Origin of the sequence: Streptomyces sp. NPDC099050 (genome assembly GCF_044759865.1) — a bacterium.
In the GTDB taxonomy this organism is placed as follows: domain Bacteria; phylum Actinomycetota; class Actinomycetes; order Streptomycetales; family Streptomycetaceae; genus Streptomyces.
Map to the genome: position 1 here is coordinate 46,032 of NZ_JBIWAE010000022.1, position 20,704 is coordinate 66,735.

Genomic DNA, 20,704 nt, shown 5'->3' on the forward strand with positions numbered 1-20,704 from the left:
CGCGGCCCTCGCCCCTGCCGCCGAACCACGAAAGCCCACCATGACGCTCGGTCCCTCAGCACCCCTCGCCGGCCGCACCGAGACGCCCCTGGTGCCCACGCCGGGACAACTCGCGTGGCAGGAGGCCGGATTCGGGATCTTCCTGCACTTCGGCATCAACACCTTCAACGGCGTCGAGTGGGGCGACGGGACCCTGGACCCGGCCACCTTCCGGCCGGCGCGGCTCGACGCGCGCCAGTGGGTGCGTACCGCCGCCGAGGCCGGAGCGAAGTACGTCGTGCTGACCGCCAAGCACCACGACGGCTTCTGTCTCTGGCCGACCGACACCACCGCCTACTCCGTGGCCTCCTCACCCTGGAAGGACGGAGCGGGCGACGTGGTCGCCGAACTGGCCGAGGCCTGCGGGGAGGCGGGCCTCGGTCTCGGGCTGTACCTCGCGCCCTGGGACCGCAACGCGGACTGCTACGGGCAGCCCGCCGACTACGACTCCTTCTACCTCCGCCAGCTCACCGAACTCTGCACCCGCTACGGCCCGTTGTGCGAACTCTGGTTCGACGGCGCCGGCTCCGAGGGGCGTACGTACGACTGGGACGCGGTCATGGCCGTGATCGACCGGCACCAGCCGGACGCCATGGTCTTCAACATGGGCCGCCCCACGATCCGCTGGGTCGGCAACGAGGAGGGGCTCGCGGCCGACCCCTGCCGCTACGTCACGCACTCCACGGGCATCAGCCTGTACGACGACGGGCGCGCCGAGCTCGACTCCGCCGCCTACCTGCCGCCCGAATGCGACGTCCCCATCCGGGGCGACTGGTTCTGGCAGCCCGGGAACCACGACAGCCTCAAGAGCCGCGAGGAGCTCCTGGAGATCTGGTACTCCTCCGTCGGGCTGGGCGCGGGCCTGCTCTTGGGCGTCCCGCCCGACCGGCGCGGTCTGGTCGACGACGCCGACCGGGACCGACTCCTGGCGTTCGCGGCGGAGTTGGAGCGGCGCCTCGGCGATCCCGTTTCCGCCACCCTCACGGCCGAGGGCAACGACCTCCTCGCGGACTTCGGCCGGCCCGTCCGCGTGGACCACGTGGAACTGCGCGAGGACCTCACCCGGGGGCAGCGCGTGGACGCCCACGAGGTCTGGGCGGACGGCCGGCTCATCGCCTCCGGCCACACGGTGGGGGTCCGGCGCGTGCACCGGGTGGAGCCCCTCACCGTGCGGGAACTGCGGATCCGCCTGACCGGAACCGGGGCCCGGCTGGCCTCGGCGAGAGCGGCCGGACCGGAAACCGGACCGGAAACCGGACCGCCGCCCGGGGTCAGCTGATCTGCCAGCGCTGGTGGACCGAACCGGTGTCGGCCTGCCGGCTCGCCAGGGCCCCGTCCGCGCCGGACACCGCGTCGGCCACCGCCACCGGCGACGACCCGCCCGCGACGGACATCCTGGGTGCTCCGGTGCCGTCGGCGGGGACGGTCCAGACGTCGCTCGCGCGACCGTCCGCGCCCGGCAGGGCGTAGGCGACCGTCCCGTCGTCCGTCCAGGCCGCCTGGTCGTCCACGCCGCGGGTCTCGGCGAGCGCGGTCTCGGTCATCGTCCGCAGGTCGAGGACGTACAGCCGCCAGGGTGCGGCGGGGTCGTCGGACACCTTCTTCTTGAAGGCGACCCGGGTGTTGTCGGGCGACAGCGACGGGCATTCCACGTTCTCCCGCAGCGTCCTCGCCGACCAGTCGGACAAGTTCCCCTCGACGAGGTGCGTACGCCCCTTGGTGGAGACGGTGGCGTAGAAGCGGCTGTCGTCCCGGGCGAAGCTCACGCCCCAGTAGTTCACATCGGGGGAGTGGTACCGGACGCCGTCCATGGTGAGCGGCATCTCCTCCAGGGACTTCACCAAGTACCCGGTGCGCAGGTCGAGTACGGCCGTCCGGGTGGAGAAGCCGGTGGTGGAGTACGAGTCCCCGGTAGCGAACACCGTCCAGGCGAGCATCTGCCCGGACGCGGACACCCGGGCCCGGGTCGGAACCCCGGGCACGGTCGTCCGGCTCACTTCGCGCAGTTGCCGGTCCAGGACGACGGCGTACGTCTTCGGGAGCACCCCCGGCTCGGCGCGCAGACACAGGGCGGTGCCCCCGGCGGCGTGGAACCGGTCGCAGACGGGGCCGCCCGCGGTGCGCTCGGCGCCGCCCGACGTCGCGGTGAGGGGCTGGTGCGCCACCCGGCCCGTGGCGGCGTCCCGGAAGTACAGGGCGGGACCCGCGAGGGCGAATGAGGCGTTGCCGACGGCCTGTTGGCCGGCCGGCCGGTTCCCCGCGTGCAGGGCGTACCCGGCGGTGGAGCCCGCGAGGAGGACGACTGCGGCGACCGTGACGGCGGTACGGGCCCGGGCGCCGAGCCGGCGTGCGGGAGCCGCCGGCTCGGTGAGCTGTGTGGTCATGAGGTGCTCCGCTCACTGGTGGGGGATCCTGCCGGTTCCGCGGGGGCTGCCAGGGCGGCCGTGTCCCCGGGGGCTCCCCGGGGAACCGGGGCTCCCGGGTCGCGCGGCAGCAGCGCCCGGCCGCCCGCCAGCGCGGCGAGCAGTACCGCCGCGGCCCCCCACAGCGCGGGGCGCGGCCCCCACACCGTCCACGCGGCGCCGAAGCCCGCCGCGGCGAGCATCCGGGCCAGGGCCTGGCCGGTCTGGAGCACGGCGAGCCCGCCCGCCCGGCCCCCGGCGGGCAGCGCCGGCCCGGCGAGGGCCATCAGCACCCCGTCGGTGGCCGCGTAGAACACCCCGAGCAGGGCGAGGACGGCCACGAGGAGCAGCGGGGCCGACCCGCTGGCCGGGGCGAGCAGGACGAGGTAGGCACCGAGCAGGGCGAGGTGTCCGTACAGGAACGGCAGCCGGCGCCCGACCCGGTCGGCGATCCGGCCCACCGGCACGGCCAGGAGCAGATAGCCCGCGGCCGCGCCGAGCGGCAGCAGCGGGAACCAGCGGGGGTCCAGGCCCAGTCGGCGCTGGAGCAGGAGGTAAACGAAGGCGTCGCCGATGGTGGCGCCGCCGAGCAGGGCGGCGGCCCACAGGATCCGCCGGAAGGCGGGGTCGCGCAGCGCCTCGAAGGCCTTGCCCCGGGCCGGAGCCGGGCCGGGCGGGGAGGCCGGTGAGACCGGCGCGGCCGGGCGGTGGTGGCCGGGAACGTGGAGGACCAGGATCAGCACGCCGAGCAGACCGGCGCAGAAACTGGCGACGAACACCGCGTCGTACGCACCGGCGGTCGCCCAGAGCAGGGCGAAGGCGGCGAGCGGGCCGAGCAGGGCGCCGGTCGTGTCCATGGCCCGGTGCACGCCGAAGGACCGGCCGAGCTCCTCGGGAGGGCTGCTGAGGGTGATCAGGGCGTCGCGGGGCGCCGTACGGATGCCCTTGCCGATCCGGTCGGCGGCCAGGGCCGCCGCTATCCCGCCGGTGGCCCCGCCCGCGAGCAGCAGGCCGAGCCGGGAGCAGGCCGAGACGGCGTAGCCGATCCCCGCGACGTGCTTGTGCCGGTGGCCGCGGTCGGCGAGGTGCCCGCCGAGCAGCCGTACGACCGCGCCGGCTGCTCCCATCAGCCCGTCGAGGAAGCCGAATTGGAGGGGGGAGAGGCCGAGTCCGAGAACGAGGTAGAGCGGCAGCACCGCGCTGACCATCTCGGAGGAGACATCGGTGACGAGACTGACCGTACCGAGCGCCAGGACGGCGGCGGGGACGCGCCGCCCCGCCCCCGTGGTGGGGGGCGGGGCCGGCGCGGCCCGGCGGCCCGTGGTGGCCAGGTACATCAGTGGCAGGTGTACTTCGGGCTGGTGTCCTTGACGGTCCCGTCGGTGGCGACGTAGCTCCAGCTGTAGCCGGAGTCGGTGAAGTCCAGCTTGAGGACCCCGTAGGTACCGCTGATCCGCTTCTGGCTGTTGGGCTGGACGTCCTCGATGTCGTAGGGATCGGCGCCGCCCGTGCCGCCGACGATCTCGGTGATGCCGTCCGCGGTGGCCTTCCCGTTCGGGTCCTGCGGGGCGAACCGCTCGTAGTGGTGGTCGTGCCCGCCGAGGACGAGATCGGCCTTGGCGCCGTAGAGGATGTTCCAGACCGGCCTGCTCACCGGGTCGTTGCCGTGACCGCCCGAGGAGTACAGCGGGTGGTGCCAGTAAGCGGCGACGCAGCCCTTGGAGTTCGCGGCGAGGTCGGCCTTGAGCCAGTCGATCTGGGCCTTCTGGTCGAAGGAGTTGGAGTCGAGGGCGATGAAGTGCCAGTTGCCCTCGTCGAAGCTGTAGTAGCTCTTGCCCTGGGGATAGGCGACGGCCCCGAAGTAGGCCTTGTAGCCGGCGAGCGGTCCGGCCGGGTCGTAGGTCTCGTGGTTGCCCGGCACCGGGCGGGTCTTGTCCTTGAACGCGCCCCAGGAGGTGTCGTAGTAGTTCCGGTAGTCCGAGATCCGGGCGTCGTCGTACTGGTTGTCGCCCATCGTCAGATAGAACTTCGGGTTGATCCTCTGGGCCTGCGCCGCCGTCTTGGGGTGGGCGCAGGAGCTGTCCGAGGCGGTGCACTGGGCGGCGATGTCACCGGCGGCGACCACCGTGAAGGCGCCGCCCGGAGGGGGAGTCCCCCCGTCGGGGGTGCCGTACACCTCCACCTCGTACAGGGAGTACCCGTAGGCGGTGCCGCGGGCGGTTCCGTACACGCGCAGGTAGCGGCCCTTGCCGGACAGGCCGGTCCAGTCGTCGCTGCCGCCGTTCCCGGCCGTCTCGTTGGCGAGCCGGGTCCAGGTGGCGCCGTCGGCGGAGATCTCCACCCGGTACGTCTTGGCGTACGCGGTCTCCCAACGCAGCGCGACCCGCGTGACGTTGGAGTTCGCGCCGAGGTCGACGCGGATCCACTGCGGGTCCTTGCCCTCGGCGCTGGCCCACCGGGTGGTGGAGCTGCCGTCGAAGGCGTTCTGCGGGCCGAGGCCCGAACTCTCGCTGGAGGAAGCGGTGGCGGTCTTGCCGCGCGAGATGAGCGGGTCGGCGGCGGCGCCGGCCCGCTCGGGGTAGGCGAGCAACAGGCCGCCTACGAGAAGGAGTACGGCGGCGAGGACCACGCCGACCGTGCGGGGGGATGCGGAAACATGGGGTGTGCTGGGGGTGTTCAGGCGCATTCCTGACTCCCTGGCCTGGTGGGTGGCGAGAGCTGGCACCGGTACGAGACCCAGTGACCCTGCCCGGGTGCGGGCAGGGTCGGGCGTGGTCACGGCGGCCGGGTCAGAGCTCTCGCTGAGCGCGTCATGCCCATGAGTACGGGCACCGCGCCGAGCCGCCGAAGCGGGATGCTAGCAAACAGGAAACTTTCCTACCAGACTTCGGAGCGGGTCGTTCACGGCGGTTCAGGAGATCGCGTACCACTGGCTGGCCCAGCCGGTGTTGATCGTGCTGGTGGACTGCTCGGCGAGGTTCACCGCGGCCGGGAGCGAGCTCTGACCGGTCAGGACGGTGCTGTAGCGCAGGCTCGGCGGGTTCAGGCCCGCGTTCACCGAGATCCCGGCGCCCGTGGCCTTGAGGGTGAGGGCGTTCGTGGCCCAGTCGCCGTTGAGGAGCAGGGCGACGAAGTAGGTGCCGGGGGGCGCGGTGAACGGCTTGGCGAGGGGGAACGGCTTGGCTATCGCGTCCGTCATCAGCTGCGGGGAGATGTCGGCGGTGGACGCGACCAGGGTGCCCCGGGCGTCGTACACACCGAGGTAGCAGTCGGACAGCCGGGCGTTCGGGTCGATGCCGGCCAGCCCCAGCCAGATGTTGGACCAGGTGAGCTGCTCGCGCAGCACCATCCGGACCAGGGTGACCCGTCCGCCGACCCCGGCCGCGGACTGGGCGGTGACGTGCCCCGCGTCGTTCGGATCCCCGGTCCAGGCCAGCAGGTTCTGGTCCTGCGGCCGCGGCCCTTCGTACCCGCCGCCCGGCACCGCCGCGGGGGACGCCGGCGCCGAAGCGCCGGTCCCCGCCCCCTTCCCGGGCTTGCTCCCACCGGGCGAAGCCGAGCAGCCGGACAGGAAGAGGGCTGCCGCGAGCAGGGCGGCGAGGCCGGCCGGGGCGGTGGTGGTACGGGTGCGCATGGTCCCCCCATGAGGTGCTGATGTACGAAGGAAGCCATGGTCACACGGGCTGCGCCAGCACCCCTCAGAGGGCTAGGAGGGCCAGGATCGGTACGGCGGGCGGAGGGAGCAGAGCGAGCAGGTGGACCACCACGCCGATCGCCATCGAGAGCAGCACGCAGCTCAGGAGCAGGTTGACCGCACCGAAGGCGACCGCGGAGGGGCCGTCGCCCCGGCGCGCTCGTCCCCACAGCCCATGACGCTCATGGGGCGAAAGCCTATCCAGCAGCCCGCGGCCCGTTCCCGACCCGGCCGCCCCGGACGGGCCCGTCCGTGACCGGCCCGTTCCCGATCCGGCCGCCGTCCCCGGTCACTGGCCGACCCTCCCGTCGACGCACTCGCGCAGCAGGTCGGCGTGCCCGCAGTGCCGCGCGTACTCCTCGATCCGGTGCACCATCAGCTCGCGCACCGAGATCCGGTCCTTCCCCAGCCGCTCGCCCAGATCCGGATGCGCCGCCAACGCGGCGTCGGTCGCACCCTGCTCGCGCTCCAGATCGGCGTACGCGCCGTCGACCACGGCCTGCTCGGCGACGGCTCCGTCGAAGTCCCCGTCGCGCTCGCCGTACAGGTTCGGCAGCGGATCGCCGTCGGTGATCCAGTTCTGCCAGTCCCGTTCCACCTCGGCGAGGTGCCGCAGCAGACCGAGCAGCGACATCGTCGACGGTGGGACCGACCGGCGGGCGAGCTGCTCCGGATCGAGGTCCTCGCACTTCATCCGCAGGGTCAGGCGGTAGTCCGAGAGGAAGTCCCGCAGGGTCGCGAGCTCGCCCTCGGAGCTGTTCTCACCACTGTTGCGGGGGTCGTCGTCCGGGTCCGCCCACATGTCGGGGTAGATGGTCGACCGGGTCCATCGCTCGCCTTGATCGTTCATGCGCTCCATGCTGGTCCACGAGGGAACCCGCTGGCCAGCCGATTTCTCCCGGAACGCAGAATGGCAAGGAGGTTTCCTCACTCCTTGCCACTCTCAACTTATAGCGCACCGGGGGGCTTGCGGCAAGGCCCTTGTGGTGACGCAGAATCGCTGGCCTACGGCGAGACCTGCGGAAACGGTGACTGCGTGATGACTGAAGTACCCGACACGACAGACGCGACCAATACGACCGACGCGACCAACACGACCGATGTGATCGTCGTCGGCGGTGGACCGACCGGTTTGATGCTGGCTGCCGAGTTGCGCCTGCACGGTGTCGGCGTCGTCGTGGTGGAGAAGCTGGCCGAGCCGAGCGGAGAGTCCCGCGGCCAGGGCCTGCACACGCGCAGCGTGGAGCTGATGGACCAGCGTGGCCTGCTGGACCGATTCCTCGCGGCCGGCGAGAAGTTCCAGGTCGGCGGCCTGTTCGGCGGCATCATGAAGCCGTGGCCGGACCAGCTGGACACGGCGCACCCGTACGGCCTCGCCATCCCGCAGCCCGTCACCGAGCGACTGCTCGGCGAGCACGCCCTCGAAGTCGGTACCGAGATCCGGCGCGGCTGCGAAGCCGTCGGCCTGAGGCAGGACGAGGACGGGGTGACCGTCGAGCTGGCGGACGGCACACGGCTGCGCTCGCGCTACCTCGTCGGGTGCGACGGCGGCCGCAGCGCGGTGCGCAAACTGCTCGGCGTCGGCTTCCCCGGCGAACTCGCCACGGTCGAGACCTTGCTGGGCCACATGGAGGTGACCGCGGATCCGGAGACGATCGCCGCGGTCGTCGCGGAGGTCAACAAGACCCAGCTCCGCTTCGGCGTCCACGCGGGCGAGGACGGGGCGTGCCGCATCATCGTCCCGGCCGACGGCGTGTCCGAGGACCGCAGCGCACCGACCCTGGAGGAGTTCAAGCAGCAGCTACGGGCCTTCGGCGGAACCGACTTCGGCGTGCACTCGCCGCGCTGGCTGTCCCGCTTCGGCGACGCGACCCGGCAGGCCGAGCGCTACCGGGTCGGCCGGGTCCTGCTGGCCGGCGACGCGGCGCACATCCACCCGCCGACCGGCGGCCAGGGCCTCAACCTCGGTGTGCAGGACGCCTTCAACCTCGGCTGGAAGCTCGCGGCCGCGGTCAACGGCTGGGCCCCGCGGGACCTCCTCGACAGTTACCACTCCGAACGCCACCCGGTGGGCGCCGCCGTACTGGACAACACCCGCGCCCAGATCACTCTGATGGGCAGCGACGCGGGTCCCACCGCGCTGCGGGGGCTGTTCGCGAAGCTGATGGACTTCGAGGAGGTGAACCGGTACGTGACGGGGCTGATCACCGCGGTCGGGGTCCGCTACGACTTCGGCGAGGGCCACGAACTGCTCGGCCGCAGGCTGCGGGACGTGGAACTGAAGCGTGGGCGTCTCTACGCGCTGATGCACACGGGCCGCGGACTCCTGCTCGACCAGACCGGCCGGCTCTCCGTCTCCGGGTGGGCCGACCGGATCGATCACGTCGTGGACACCACTGAGGAACTGGACGTGCCCGCCGTGCTGTTGCGCCCGGACGGCCACGTCGCATGGGTCGGCGAGGGCCAGCGGGACCTCGACGCCCACCTGCCGAAGTGGTTCGGCGCCGCCACCACCTGAGCACGCCCGACGACCGGCGGTCGCGTCGCCCCTCCCCGACCGACCGACCGACCGACCGGCCGACCGCTACCGGTGCTGGTTCCGGATCCGTCTCATTCCGCTGCGGACAGCTGGTGCCACCAGTGGCCGCATCCGCCGGAGCAGAAGCGTTCGCGGCGCCGTTCGTCGGCGATCCCCAGGAGGGCGACCAACAGCCGGAACGCCTTGCGGCGTTCGTCGAGGGGGGTGAGAGCGATGATCTTCGCCAGCTGGTGCCGGATCGGTCCGCGGACGATCAGCACCGCGGGTGTGTGCGTCGGGCGCAGCCCTTGGGCGAGCTCGTTGAGCGTGACGTCGGGTTGGATCACGACTGCCTCCCATCGGACATGAGGGCATCCTGCCCGCACGGCCCATGACCCGGCACCCGCTTTTCGCCGCCTCGACGGGCAGGTGCTGGTGATCCGGCCCCGTCCACCGCGACCCCGGCGAGCAGCGGCGAGCAGCTTGCGCAACGGTAAGCGGAACGGGCGGGAACGGTCTGTAGTGCCTGCTCCACCTGGCGTAATGCCTTGACGTGCATGTCGAACAGACTATCGAATACGGTCTACGCTGGAGAGACCGGACGGGGAGCCGGGCATCGACGATCGGGGGGCTGATCAGGAGCTGGAGGTGGTGACGCGATGTTCGCGCACCTGCATGTCGCCTCCGGCTATTCGGTGCGCTACGGCGCGGCGCTGCCCGGACGGCTGGCCGAGCGGGCGGCGGAGCAGGGCCTGCGGGAGCTGGCGCTGACCGACCGGGACACGGTGTCCGGCGCGGTCCGGTTCGCGCAGGCCTGTGCGAAGGCCGGGATCCGGCCGCTGTTCGGCGCGGACCTCGCGGTCCCGCTCCTCGACCCGGCCGGCCCGGCGCCGTCGAAGGACCGTGCCCCGGCCCGGGGCGGTGCCTTCGTCGCCGACTCCGCGCCCCGGGTCACCCTGCTGGCCCGCGACGGCGCGGGCTGGGCCAACCTGTGCGCGCTGATCACCGCCGCCTGGGCCGCCCGGCAGCAGGCCGGCGGCGGGCAGCCGATCGTCCCCTGGCCCGCGGTCCAGCAGCACGCCGAAGGGCTGACCGTACTGCTGGGACCGGCCTCCGAGCCGGTACGGGCGCTCGCCGACGGCCGCCCGGACCGGGCGGCCGAGCTGCTCGCACCGTGGCGGGAGGTCTTCGGGCAGCACCTCCGGCTGGAGGCCGTGCACCACCGCCGCACCGGCTCGGGGCCCGGCTCGCTCCGGCTGGCCGCCCGTACGCTCGGGCTGGCCGCCGACCTCGACCTGCTCGCGGTCCTGACCAACGCGGTCCGCTACGCGACCCGGGACCAGGCGCCGGTCGCCGACGTACTGGACTCGGCCCGCCTGCTCACCCCCGTCCAGCCCGGCCGCACCTGCAACGGCGAGCGGTCGCTGAAGAGCGCCACCGAGATGGGCGAGCTCGCCGAGGAAGTCGCCCGGGCGGCCGGACAGGAGAACGGCGGGGCCGCACACCTGCTGGCCACCACCACCCGTACCGCCTCCGAGTGCCGCCTCGACCCGTACGCCGACCTCGGGATCGGCCGGGTCCACTTCCCCGAGGAACACGTCATCGGCCTGGCCCCCGGCACCTCCGCCCGGACCCTGCGCGAACGGTGCGAGGCGGCGATGATCCACCACGGCTACGACCGCTCCGCCGCCATGCGGACCCGTCTGGACGAGGAGCTCCGGGTGCTGAACACGCTCGGCTGGCCCTCGTACGCCCTGACCGTCGCCCAAGTCGTCGACGACATCCGGGAGATGGGCATCCGGGTGCAGGCCCGGGGTTCCGGCGCCGGCTCCCTGGTGGTGCACCTGCTCGGGATCTCCTTCGCCAACCCGCTCGAGCACGGGCTGCTGATGGAGCGGTTCGTCAACCTGCGCCGCCGCACGCTGCCGGACATCGACATCGACGTGGAATCGGCCCGCCGACTCGACGTCTACCGCCGGATCATGGACCGGTTCGGCACCGAGCGGGTCTGCACCCTCAGCATGCCGGAGACCTACCGGGTGCGGTGGGCGATCCGCGACGCCGGGCTGGCGCTCGGCCTGCCCCCGGACGAGGTCGGACGCCTGGCCAAGGCGTTCCCGCACATCGCCGCCCGCTCCGCCCGCACCGCGCTGCGCGAACTCCCGGAACTGCGGCAGGTCGCCGCCCACGCGGAGCGCTACGGGCGGCTGTGGGACCTCGTCGAAGGACTCGACGCGCTCCCGCGCGGCACCGCGATGCACCCCTGCGGCGTCATCCTCTCCGATGCCACCCTCCTGGGGCGCACTCCCGTAGTCCCCACCGCCACAGAAGGCTTCCCCGCCACCGTCTTCGACAAGGAAGACGTCGAAAAGGACGGCCTCGGACTCCTGAAGCTCGACGTCCTGGGCGTGCGGATGCAGAGCTCCATGGCGTACGCGGTCCGCGAGATCGAACGCACCACCGGTGAGCGGATCGACCTGGACGACCGTACTCAGGTGCCCCTGGACGACCCGGCCGCCTACGAACTGCTGCGCGAAGGCGAATCACTGGGCGTCTTCCAGCTGGAATCACCGGGACAGAAGGACCTCCTCGGCCGCCTGCAGCCGGAGACCTTCTCCGACCTGGTCGCCGAGATCTCCCTGTTCCGTCCGGGCCCGGTCCAGGCCGACATGATCCGCCCGTTCCTCCTCGGCCGGCACGGCGAGAAGCCCGTCACCTATCCCCACCCGGACCTGGAGCGCTGGCTGGGCTCCACCTACGGGGTGGTCATCTACAACGAGCAGGTGGCGGGCCTGTTCGCCACCATGACCCGGAGCGACCTGGCCATGGGTGAGGAAGCGCGCCGTGCCCTGGCCCAGCCGGAGCGCCTGGCGAAGCTCCAGACCTGGTACCGGGAGAGCGCCACCGCGGCCGGCTACCGGCCGGAGGTGATCGACAGGGTGTGGCGGATGCTGGAGAACATGGGGGCCTACGGCTTCGCGAAGGCGCACGCGACGGCCTTCGCGCTGCCCACCCTGCAGTCGGCCTGGCTGAAGGCGCACTACGCGGCACCGTTCTACGCCGGGCTGCTGGAGCACGACCCCGGCATGTATCCGAAACGGCTGGTGCTGTCCGACGCCCGCCGCCGCGGCGTGCCGATCCTGCCGCTCGATGTCCAGTACTCCGCCACCAGCTACCGCACCGAACGGCTCCCGGACGGCAGGCTGGGCCTGCGGGTGTCGCTGGCCGACGTCCGCGGCATCACCGAGGAACAGGCCGCCCGGATCGAAGCGGGCCGTCCGTACACGGACCTCGCCGACTTCTGGGCCCGCTCCCGGCCCGCCCACCCGGTGGCCGATCACCTCGCGCGGATCGGCGCCTTCGCCACCCTCGCCCCCGGAACCGGACGCCGGGACCTGCTCCTGCAGATCGAGGAGCTCCACCGCCACCGGCGGACCTCCACAGGAGCCGGCCAGCTCACCCTGACCCCGGCCGCCGCGGGCTCGTACCCCGGGCCGAGCGGTCTGCCGGTGATGACGCCGGGCGAGGAACTGGACGCCGAGCTGGAAGTCATCGGCATGGACGCCTCCCGGCACCTGATGGAACCGCTGCACCCGCTGCTGGCCGAGCTCGGCGTCACCCCCTCCCATCGGCTGAAGGACCAGCCGTCCGGCGGGACCGTGCTGGTGGCCGGTGCGAAGGTCGCCATCCAGACCCCGCCCATGCGCTCCGGACGGCGCACCATCTTCGTCTCCCTGGACGACGGCAGTCCGGCCGGTCAGATCGACCTCACCTTCTTCGACGACACCCACGAGCAGGCCGCGTACCCGTTGTTCCACCACTTCCTGCTGCTCGCGCGCGGCACCGTCTCCCGTCGCGGCAAGTCCGTCTCCGTCATCGGCACCCACGCCTGGAACCTCCAGGACATCGCCGACGCCCACCGGGACGGCGGCCCCGCCGCCGTCCGTACGCTGCTCGCCGGCGAGCCCCCGCCGTACTCCGACGGCGACGCCGCCCCGGCTCCCGGCGGACACGGCGGCGGCGGTGCGGGGCGCCTGTGGCACGCCAGCCAGGGGAGTGCCGGATGACCAGTACGAGTACCAGCACGAGTACCAGTACCAGTACCAGGGTGACCACCGTCCACCTGCGCTTCCACCGCGCCGGCTTCGAGACCTACCGCGAACTGTTCACGGTGCTCGGCGACATCACCCCCGCGGTCCAGGCGCTCCCACCGGACGGCGCGCTGCTGGATCTGGCCGGTGCCACGCGCTATTTCGGGCAGTCCCCGGCCGAGCTCGCGGACCGGCTCCAGACGCGGCTCGCGGCCCGGTACGGGCTGGTCAGCACGGGCGGGATCGGCCCGAACCGCATCCTGGCCACCCTCGCCGCCGACACCGCCCCGCCCGGCACCGTCCGGGTGCTGCCCGACGATCCGGCCGCACAGGCGCGGTTCCTGCACGGCTGCCGGGTGCGGGCACTGCCCGGGGTCGGGTCCGTCCTGGAGCGCTCGCTGCTCCGGTACGGGATCGAGACGATCGGCGACCTGGCCGCGCTCCCGCTGTCCACGGTGCAGCGGATCGCCGGTGCCTCCGCCGGCCGCCTCCTGTACGAGCGGGCCCAGGGGATCGACCGCCGCACCGTCACCCCGGCCGGACCTCCCGCCACCATCGCCAGCGCCCGGCGCTTCGACCGGGACGTCCTCGACCCGGCCGAGATCCGCCGCGCCCTGCTCGGCGCCGCCACGGATCTCGGAGCCCGGCTACGGATCGCCGGACAGGTCGCCCGGACGGTCGAGCTGCAGGTCACCTACGCCGACCGGTCGACCACCACACGCTCGCGCACCCTGCCCGAACCCACCGCCCACACGCCCTCCCTCCAGCAGACGTTGTACGGATTGTTCTCCGCGCTCGGGCTGCAACGGGCGCGCGTGAGGGCGGTGTCCGCCCGGGTCGGCGAGCTGACCGGCTCGGCCGGCGCCGCCGAGCAGCTGACCTTCGACCGGCCCACGGAGAACGCCCGCGCCCTGGAGCCGGTCATCGACCGGGTCAGCCGCCGCTTCGGCGCGGGCGCCGTACACCCGGCCTCGCTCCTGGCCCCGGGGCCGGTGAGCAGACGCCCGGCCTCCGCGACGATCGCTCCGGCCAGTTGCTCACGTGCGCCGTACCGGATCGCCTCCCGGTCGTTGTAGGCCTCGACCGTGTCGACCGGCGGCCGGAGCGACCGGGGCCGGGCCGGTGCACCCCAGCCCTCGTACGCGATCAGGTCACCGCCGGCCCCGGGAGCCGGACTCCCGTTCACGATCAGTCGGAGCCACCAGCGCACGAGTTCCCAGCGTGCCGCCTCCCAGGGCAGATCGGTGTCGTCGGAGGGCCAGAAGCCGTGATGCTCCACGTCGAAGAGGACGCCCTCTACCGGTCGGGAGAGCCGATCGGCCGGGTGCTCGGGGTCACCGCTCCGCCGGTCGGGCCGGCTCCGGGACCCGTGCGGGGCCCTCGGCGCCGCGGTGCACGCCGACGAGACGGGGACCTGGCTGCCCGCCCACATCCAGTACCTGGTCGACTAGAGGGGTCCGCATGCTGCGCGCCGAGCGAATACCGCCGCTATATCGGCACCACGCAAAAACACCCCGGACCGATTGACGGCCGGGGTGTTTGTCTGCGTATATTTGATGTTTCGCATTGAGGCTGACGCCGGAATGTGAAGAAGCTTATGAGGACACCGTACCGCGTCGGGAGTGGAATTGTCAAACCAGTCAACCGAGTCAAGTGAGCCGACCGGGCGGACCGAGCAGACCGAAGAATTCCGGAATGAACAGCAATTCATCACGGCTCTCTATGCACGCCTCGACGACCTGCGCGAGCACGCCGATCGTGCCGTGCGGGGCGCGCTCGGCGAGCCCGGCAGCGGGTTCCAGGCGAGGCTGGAGCGGGACATCGTGGTCGCTGAACAGTCCGGTCTGCTTTCCGCTCTGAACTCGGGCGAAAGCGGCCTGTGTTTCGGCAGGCTGGAGTTCTCCGACGGTTCGGACCACCACATCGGCCGCATTGGAATCAGGCAGGACGACCGGGAACGCACCCCTCTCGTGCTCGATTGGCGGGCGGATGTCGCACGCCCGTTCTATCTCGCGACCGGCCATTCCCCCATGGGGCTGCGCAGGCGCCGCCACATCACCACCCGGGGCCGCGAGGTCACGGCCCTGCACGACGAGATCCTCGACCTCACCGACACGGAGCGCACCGGCCACGAGGGGGCCGACGCGGACGCGGTGCTGCTCTCCGCGCTCGACGCGGCCCGGACCGGCCGGATGCACGACATCGTGCGGACCATCCAGGCCGAGCAGGACCGCATCATCCGCTCAACTCACCGCGGCATCCTGGTGGTGGAGGGCGGCCCGGGCACCGGAAAGACCGCCGTGGCCCTGCACCGGGCCGCCTACCTGCTCTACGCGCACCGCGAGCTGCTCGCCAAGCGCGGCGTACTGATCGTCGGGCCGAACACGGCCTTCCTCGGCTACATCGGCGAGGTCCTCCCGGCCCTCGGCGAGACCGGGGTCCTGCTCGCCACCCCGGGCGAACTGTTCCCCGGTGTGCGCGCGAGCGCCGCCGACCGCCCCGGCGCCGCCGCCGTCAAGGGGCGCGCCGAGATGGCCGGGATCCTCGCCCGCGTCGTGAGCGACCGCCAGGCCCTGCCGGACACCGTGCCGGCGGGCAGCGGCGAGGACGCCGCCGTGGTCCCCGAACCGGCCCTGGTGATCGACCACGACGACTACGGGACGCTGCTGCTCGACCGGACCATGGCCCACGAGGCCCGGGACCGGGCCCGCGCCACCGGGCTGCCGCACAACCTGGCCCGCCCGTACTTCGCCTTCCGGATCATCGACGCGCTCACCGAACAGCTCGCCGACCGGCTCGGCGCCGACCCCTACGGCGGCCCCAACCTGCTGGGCCCCGACGACATCGCCCAACTGGGCAAGGAGATCGCGACCAGCGCCGAGGTGCACGCCGCCATCGACACGCTGTGGCCCCCGCTCACCCCGCGGCAGCTGATCTCCGACTACCTCGCCGAGCCCACGTACCTCGACGACGGGGACGCCGCGCTGATCCGGCGGACCACGACCGGCGAAGCGGACTGGACCCCGGCCGACGTCCCGCTGCTCGACGAGGCCGCCGAACTGCTCGGAATCGACGACACCGCGCGGCGCGCCGCCGAGGAGCGCGAGCGCCTCGAACGCGTCGCGTACGCGCAGGGCGTCCTGGACCTGTCGGCCGGATCGGACTCCTACGAGTTCGAGGACATGGAGAACGAGTTCCTCGCGGCCCACGACATCATCGACGCCGAGCGGATGGCCGAGCGGCAGGAGGAGGCCGACCACCGCAGCGCGGCCGAACGGGCCGCCGCCGACCGCACCTGGGCCTTCGGGCACGTGATCGTGGACGAGGCGCAGGAGCTGTCCGCCATGGCCTGGCGCCTGCTCATGAGGCGCTGCCCGACCCGTTCCATGACACTGGTGGGCGACCCGGCGCAGACCGGCGACGAGGCCGGCTGCGGTTCCTGGCGGCAGATCCTGGCGCCCTACGTGGAAGACCGCTGGGAGCTGGTGCGCCTCGCCGTCAACTACCGTACGCCCGCCGAGATCATGGAGCTGGCGGCAGCCGTGCTCCGGGCCCGCCACCCCGGCTTCGAGCCGCCGCGCTCGGTCCGTTCCACCGGGCGCCGCCCCTGGGTGGCGCGGACCGACGACCTGGCCGCGGCGGTGGCCGACGCGGTACGGGAGGGCGCGCCGGCCGGGGGCCGCCTGGCGGTCATCGCCCCGCGCCCGCTGCACGAGGCCCTGGCGGCCGCGCTGCCCGGCGTCCGGGCGGGGGAGGAGCCCGACCTCACCCACCCCGTGGTCCTGCTCGCTCCGCGGCAGGCCAAGGGCCTGGAGTTCGACACGGTGATCGTCGTGGAACCCGCGGACCACGAGCCCAGCGATCTCTACGTCGCACTGACGCGCGCGACCCAGAACCTGGGGGTACTGCACACCGGCCGCCTGCCGGAGGGACTGGACGAAAAGCCCTAGCCGGGGCGGGCCGGGGGGCCCGGGCGGCCCCTGCGGAAGGAACTCGCCCGGCCACCCGGGTGAGTTCAGGAGGGGATCCCTGCGGCAGGGGTCCCGGTCCCGCTACAACCGGGGCGTGATCGAGACGACGACGGCGCGCGGCCTGTCCGTGCTCGCCGCTACCCTGGCGGCCGTAGTCGCGGCGGCCCTGACCTCCGGCCCGGTGCGTGCGGCCGACGGGCCGCCCCGTACCGGCTTCGAGGCCACGAACGGTGCGCACTGGACCAGCGAGTCCCAGGAGCGGGAGCTGCTCCACGCGATCGGCCGGCCCGGCGGACGCGCCACCGTCCGGACCATCGGCACGACCCTGCGGGGCCGCCCGCTGCACCTGGTGAGCCTGGGCCGGGGCCCCGTCACCGTCCTGCTGGTGTGCGGCCAGCACGGGGACGAACCGGCGGGGCGCGAGGCCTGTCTGAGCACCGTGAGGGACCTCGCCCACGCCCGGGACGCGGCGGCCCCGCACCTCCTGGACGCGGTCACCCTGCTCGTGGTCCCGACGGCCAACCCGGACGGGCTGGCGGCCGGGACCCGTGCCAACGCCGGGGGCACCGACATCAACCGCGACCACATGGCCCTGACTTCGCCGGAGGCGCGGGCGATGGCGGCCGTGCTGCGCGACCACCGGCCGCACCTCGTGTACGACCTGCACGAGTACCGGGCGACACCGGGTACCTACGACAAGGACCTCTTCGACCTCTGGCCGCGCAACCTCAACACCGACCCTGCGGTGTACGCGCAGTCCCGCGTCCTGTCCGAAGCGTACGTACGCGGCGCGGCGCAGGCGGCCGGCCATTCCACCGGGACCTACGGCATCCGCACCGACCCCGTGACCGGCGCCCCGGTAGGGCAGTCCGCCGGCGACGGCCAGGAGCGGATCCTGCGCAACACGGCGGGTGTCAAGCACGCGGTCGCGCTGCTGGTCGAAAGCCGCGTCGAAGCACCCGCGGGCGCGGCCGGGGAAGCCGAGCGGGCCGACCCGTCCCTCAACCACCGCCGCCGGGTCGGCTCCCAACTAACGGCGCTGCACGGCCTGTTCGCCTACGCCTCCACGCGTACGGGCCCCCTGGCGGCGGCTTCGGACGGCGCGCGCCGGGCGGCCGGGAGCGCGGTGGGCCCGGTCCTGCTGGGCGGCGCGGACAACGCTCCCGCGGCAGCGGGGGAGACCCTCGCCGATCCGCCCTGCGGCTACCGGCTCACCCCGGCCCAGTACGCGCGGACCGGCAGCCGCCTGGCCCTGCACGGCGTACGGGCGGTACCCGTCGGCGGTGAACCCGGCGGCGGCGGCGCGTTCGTTCCGCTGAACCAGCCCATGCGGGCCCTCGCGGTGCTCCTCCTCGACGGCCGGGCCCCGCACCGGATCGCAACGGGGCAGCCCGTACAGGACTGCTGACGCACCATCAGGCGGTGCGGCTGTCGCGGAGACGGTGCGCGCCGAAGGGCGCCGCGGGCGCCCGCGCGGCCGGCCGGGCGGGGAAGCGCGCTGGTCAGCCGGATGCCGTGAGCTATGTTGGGATCACGGAGTGGCACGAGAGGGAGGACCGCCGGTGTCATCGGGGCAGCAGGCGCGCGCACAGGCGGCAGCGATCACGCCGAGCGGGCAGCCGGTCGACCAGGAGCGGGCCCCGGCCGACCGGGTCCGGGCACTGTTCGACGGGCACCCGCTCTCGCCCGGTCAGCGCCGGATCGCCCAGTACCTCGTCGACCACCTCACCGAGGCGGCGTTCCTCTCCATCACCGAGCTCGCGGAACGGGCCGGCGTGAGCCAGCCCTCCGTGACCCGCTTCGCCGCCGCCCTCGGCTTCAGCGGGTACCCGGCCCTGCGCGACGTGCTCCAGCCGATCGCGCTCAGCGCGGTGGCCGGCGCCCCCGACAGCCCCGAACAGACCCGGCGCAACGAACTGCAGGCGGCCGTCGACGCCGAGATCGAGAACCTGCGCACCGTCCGCCAGCTGCTCGCCGACACCGACCTGGTGCTCGACATCGGGCGCGAGCTGGCCCGGTCGGTGCCGCTGACGATCCTCGGGCTGCGGATCTCCGTCTCGCTCGCGGAGTACTTCGCGTACGCGGCCCGCCGGATCCACCCCGACGTGCGCCTGGTCACCGGCGGCGGCAGCGTCGCCTCCGACGCGCTGCTGCAGGCCCGGGCCGCGGGCGGCAGCTGGGTCCTGGCCTTCGCGATGCCCCGGCACGCCAAGGAGACCCTCGCCGCCCTGCGGGTGGCCCGCGGGGCGGGGCTGCGGATCGCGCTGATCACGGACCGCACGCTGGGGCCGCTGGTGGACGAGGCCGACGTGGCGCTGACGGCGGGCACCGGATCGCGGCTGGTCTTCGACTCCTACGCGGCGCCGGGCGTCCTGTCCGCGGCGCTGCTCCAGGCGATGGCGGACGCGGACCCCGAGCGGACGCAGACCCGGCTCGAAAGCTATGAGCAGGCCGCGGACCAGCACGGCTTCTTCCTCTAGACCTCTTCCGGGACCAGGACGCCAAGCGCCTCCCACACCTCCAGGACGTTCTGCGGACCGGCAACCGATGAGGGACCGCCCCGGACCGACCCGGACCGCCCCGGACCTCTAGATCCAAGCACGAGCGCACGAAGTGGCGTGAGGTGCCATATTCACACCACCCCCGCACATGAATATTTTCATACCCTTGCCTACTCGGCGGTATATATGTTTACTGATGGCGGCGCGGTCATCCGTCAAGATGCCGAGGGCGGTGTCCCCACACCGTCTTTGAACAGACACCCGACGTGACGTTTCTCCTCCTCACGTGACGCCTGGTGTCCCGTCCGGCTTTCGGATCCCGCAGCGCCTCTGCGGCCTCGGCCAACCCCTGGGCCGAGGCCGCGCCACAACCGGAGCCCCGTACTCCTCGCGCGCCGCGCCGTGCCCGGCTGACGCGGCGCGCCCCCCCGGATCCGGTTCGTCCGATCGGCTTGCTCTCGGCTGCCCCCGGCCCTGCGCCGGGACAGACGGGCCGCGCCTCCTTAGGTTCGATGGTGCTCACTGCTCCGACTCGAACCTTCCGAAAGGTGCATCCATGCGTTCCGTACGCTCCGTGCTCTCCCTGGTCGCCGCCGGTGTCATCGTCCTCGGCTGCGCTTCCGCCGCCTCCGCCGACGTGACGGTCAACGCCCCGTCCGAGAAGTCGTACACGATCGTCTTCGGCGACTGGCTGCAGTTCGCCGCCGACGACGTGTTCAACGCGGGCCTCAACAACACGGTGGGCTCCAACAACTGAGCACGGGCGCCACGCTCCACGCTCGACGTTTGACATGTTCCGCGGTCCCCGTTCGTCCGGCCTCCCGCGCCGGACGAACGGGGACCCGGCGCGTACGGTGGCCCGGTACGGGAGGTACGCCACCACGCGCAGGGGAGACGGGCCGTGAGCGCGGTCGACCTGAACCTCCTGAGCCTTCAGCCCGTGGTGACACCGGCGAGCTGCTCCGCGATGGTGGCCGCGGAAGGGAACCTCATGCCCAGGGTCCCGACGTGCCTCCAGTGCAGGGTGCCGTCCGGGGCGATGACGAAGACGGACCGCCGCAGGCCGATCACGGGAGCCGCGATGCCGAAGGCGCGGGCGACCGCGCGGTCGGTGTCGGCGAGCAGCGGAATCCGCAGGCCCCGGGACCGGGCGAAGGCCTCGTGGCTGTCCACGTCCTGCGGGCTGATGCCCCAGACCTGGGCGCCGCACGCGGAGAGCGCCTCCAGCCCGTCGGAGTAGGAGCACAACTGCGTCGTGCAGACCGGGGTGTTGTCGCCGGGGTAGAAGGCGAGAACGACCGGGTTCCCGCGCTGCTCGCCGAGCGCGTACTGCCCGCGGGTGAAGGTGTCCTCACTCAGCAGGCCGCCGGGGAGCGAGAACTCGCCCACCACATCGCCCACGTCCGGGATTCGGGTCACGATGGCCGCACCTCTCTGTTGTCGAGGGGCGTACGGTACCCGGTCGCGGGCGCGGTCGCGGTCGGGGCC

At 72.9% G+C, this 20,704-nt stretch carries 16 protein-coding genes; 8 read left to right on the forward strand and 8 right to left on the reverse strand.

Going from position 1 to position 20,704, the window contains the following annotated elements; translation table 11 throughout:
• Window positions 1-40: 40 nt before the first annotated feature.
• Entirely contained in the window at window positions 41-1,318 is a 1,278-nt protein-coding gene (locus ACIQV3_RS30765) for an alpha-L-fucosidase (RefSeq protein ID WP_403717627.1), read from the forward strand.
• On the opposite strand, the gene ACIQV3_RS30770 is transcribed toward ACIQV3_RS30765, so the two are convergent.
• From ACIQV3_RS30770 to ACIQV3_RS30790, 5 genes are all read right to left on the reverse strand, one after another.
• A complete protein-coding gene (locus ACIQV3_RS30770) occupies window positions 1,311-2,423 on the reverse strand; it encodes a TolB family protein (RefSeq protein WP_403717629.1) in 1,113 nt (370 codons plus the stop codon). The genes ACIQV3_RS30765 and ACIQV3_RS30770 overlap by 8 nt on opposite strands.
• A complete protein-coding gene (locus ACIQV3_RS30775; protein ID WP_403717631.1) occupies window positions 2,420-3,778 on the reverse strand; it encodes an MFS transporter in 1,359 nt (452 codons plus the stop codon). The genes ACIQV3_RS30770 and ACIQV3_RS30775 overlap by 4 nt, the downstream gene beginning before the upstream one ends.
• Window positions 3,778-5,127 (reverse strand): discoidin domain-containing protein, encoded by a 1,350-nt coding sequence (locus ACIQV3_RS30780; RefSeq protein ID WP_403717633.1) that lies wholly within the window; start codon window positions 5,125-5,127, stop codon window positions 3,778-3,780. Before ACIQV3_RS30780 ends, ACIQV3_RS30775 begins: the two co-directional genes overlap by 1 nt.
• A gap of 225 nt (window positions 5,128-5,352) precedes the next feature.
• Entirely contained in the window at window positions 5,353-6,075 is a 723-nt protein-coding gene (locus ACIQV3_RS30785; protein ID WP_403717635.1) for a hypothetical protein, read from the reverse strand.
• Between the two features lie 349 nt (window positions 6,076-6,424).
• Window positions 6,425-6,985 carry a DinB family protein gene (locus ACIQV3_RS30790; protein ID WP_403717638.1) on the reverse strand — a complete coding sequence of 187 codons (561 nt, stop codon included), beginning with the start codon at window positions 6,983-6,985 and terminating at the stop codon, window positions 6,425-6,427.
• A gap of 189 nt (window positions 6,986-7,174) precedes the next feature.
• Here ACIQV3_RS30790 and rox point away from each other — a divergent pair, with 189 nt between their 5' ends.
• Entirely contained in the window at window positions 7,175-8,653 is a 1,479-nt protein-coding gene (gene rox / locus ACIQV3_RS30795; protein ID WP_403717640.1) for a rifampin monooxygenase, read from the forward strand.
• A gap of 92 nt (window positions 8,654-8,745) precedes the next feature.
• Here the strand turns inward: rox and ACIQV3_RS30800 are convergent, their stop codons facing one another.
• Entirely contained in the window at window positions 8,746-9,000 is a 255-nt protein-coding gene (locus ACIQV3_RS30800) for a DUF5958 family protein (RefSeq protein WP_403717643.1), read from the reverse strand.
• Between the two features lie 312 nt (window positions 9,001-9,312).
• On the opposite strand from ACIQV3_RS30800, the gene ACIQV3_RS30805 reads away from it, so the two are divergent.
• Both ACIQV3_RS30805 and ACIQV3_RS30810 read left to right on the forward strand, forming a co-directional pair.
• Complete coding sequence (locus tag ACIQV3_RS30805) at window positions 9,313-12,720, forward strand: DNA polymerase III subunit alpha (protein ID WP_403717648.1); 3,408 nt, start codon at window positions 9,313-9,315, stop codon at window positions 12,718-12,720.
• Window positions 12,717-13,820, forward strand: a complete 1,104-nt coding sequence (locus ACIQV3_RS30810; RefSeq protein ID WP_403717651.1) for a DNA polymerase thumb domain-containing protein — start codon at window positions 12,717-12,719, stop codon at window positions 13,818-13,820. Before ACIQV3_RS30805 ends, ACIQV3_RS30810 begins: the two co-directional genes overlap by 4 nt.
• 573 nt (window positions 13,821-14,393) lie before the next feature.
• Here the strand turns inward: ACIQV3_RS30810 and ACIQV3_RS30815 are convergent.
• Window positions 14,394-14,768, reverse strand: coding sequence for a hypothetical protein (locus ACIQV3_RS30815; protein WP_403717654.1), 375 nt, complete (start codon window positions 14,766-14,768; stop codon window positions 14,394-14,396).
• A 6-nt stretch (window positions 14,769-14,774) separates the two neighbouring features.
• On the opposite strand from ACIQV3_RS30815, the gene ACIQV3_RS30820 reads away from it, so the two are divergent.
• The 4 genes from ACIQV3_RS30820 to ACIQV3_RS30835 all read left to right on the forward strand — a co-directional run bounded on the left by ACIQV3_RS30820 (window position 14,775) and on the right by ACIQV3_RS30835 (window position 19,973).
• Window positions 14,775-16,694 (forward strand): HelD family protein, encoded by a 1,920-nt coding sequence (locus ACIQV3_RS30820; protein WP_403717658.1) that lies wholly within the window; start codon window positions 14,775-14,777, stop codon window positions 16,692-16,694.
• Window positions 16,695-16,809: 115 nt separating this feature from the next.
• Window positions 16,810-18,123: a M14 family metallocarboxypeptidase gene (locus tag ACIQV3_RS30825; protein ID WP_403717661.1), complete on the forward strand. Its 1,314-nt coding sequence runs from the start codon at window positions 16,810-16,812 to the stop codon at window positions 18,121-18,123.
• A 154-nt stretch (window positions 18,124-18,277) separates the two neighbouring features.
• Window positions 18,278-19,195 (forward strand): MurR/RpiR family transcriptional regulator, encoded by a 918-nt coding sequence (locus tag ACIQV3_RS30830; protein ID WP_403717662.1) that lies wholly within the window; start codon window positions 18,278-18,280, stop codon window positions 19,193-19,195.
• A gap of 577 nt (window positions 19,196-19,772) precedes the next feature.
• Complete coding sequence (locus ACIQV3_RS30835; RefSeq protein WP_266883522.1) at window positions 19,773-19,973, forward strand: hypothetical protein; 201 nt, start codon at window positions 19,773-19,775, stop codon at window positions 19,971-19,973.
• Between the two features lie 176 nt (window positions 19,974-20,149).
• Here the strand turns inward: ACIQV3_RS30835 and ACIQV3_RS30840 are convergent, their stop codons facing one another.
• Complete coding sequence (locus ACIQV3_RS30840) at window positions 20,150-20,635, reverse strand: peroxiredoxin (protein ID WP_403717665.1); 486 nt, start codon at window positions 20,633-20,635, stop codon at window positions 20,150-20,152.
• Between the last annotated feature and the right edge of the window lie 69 nt (window positions 20,636-20,704).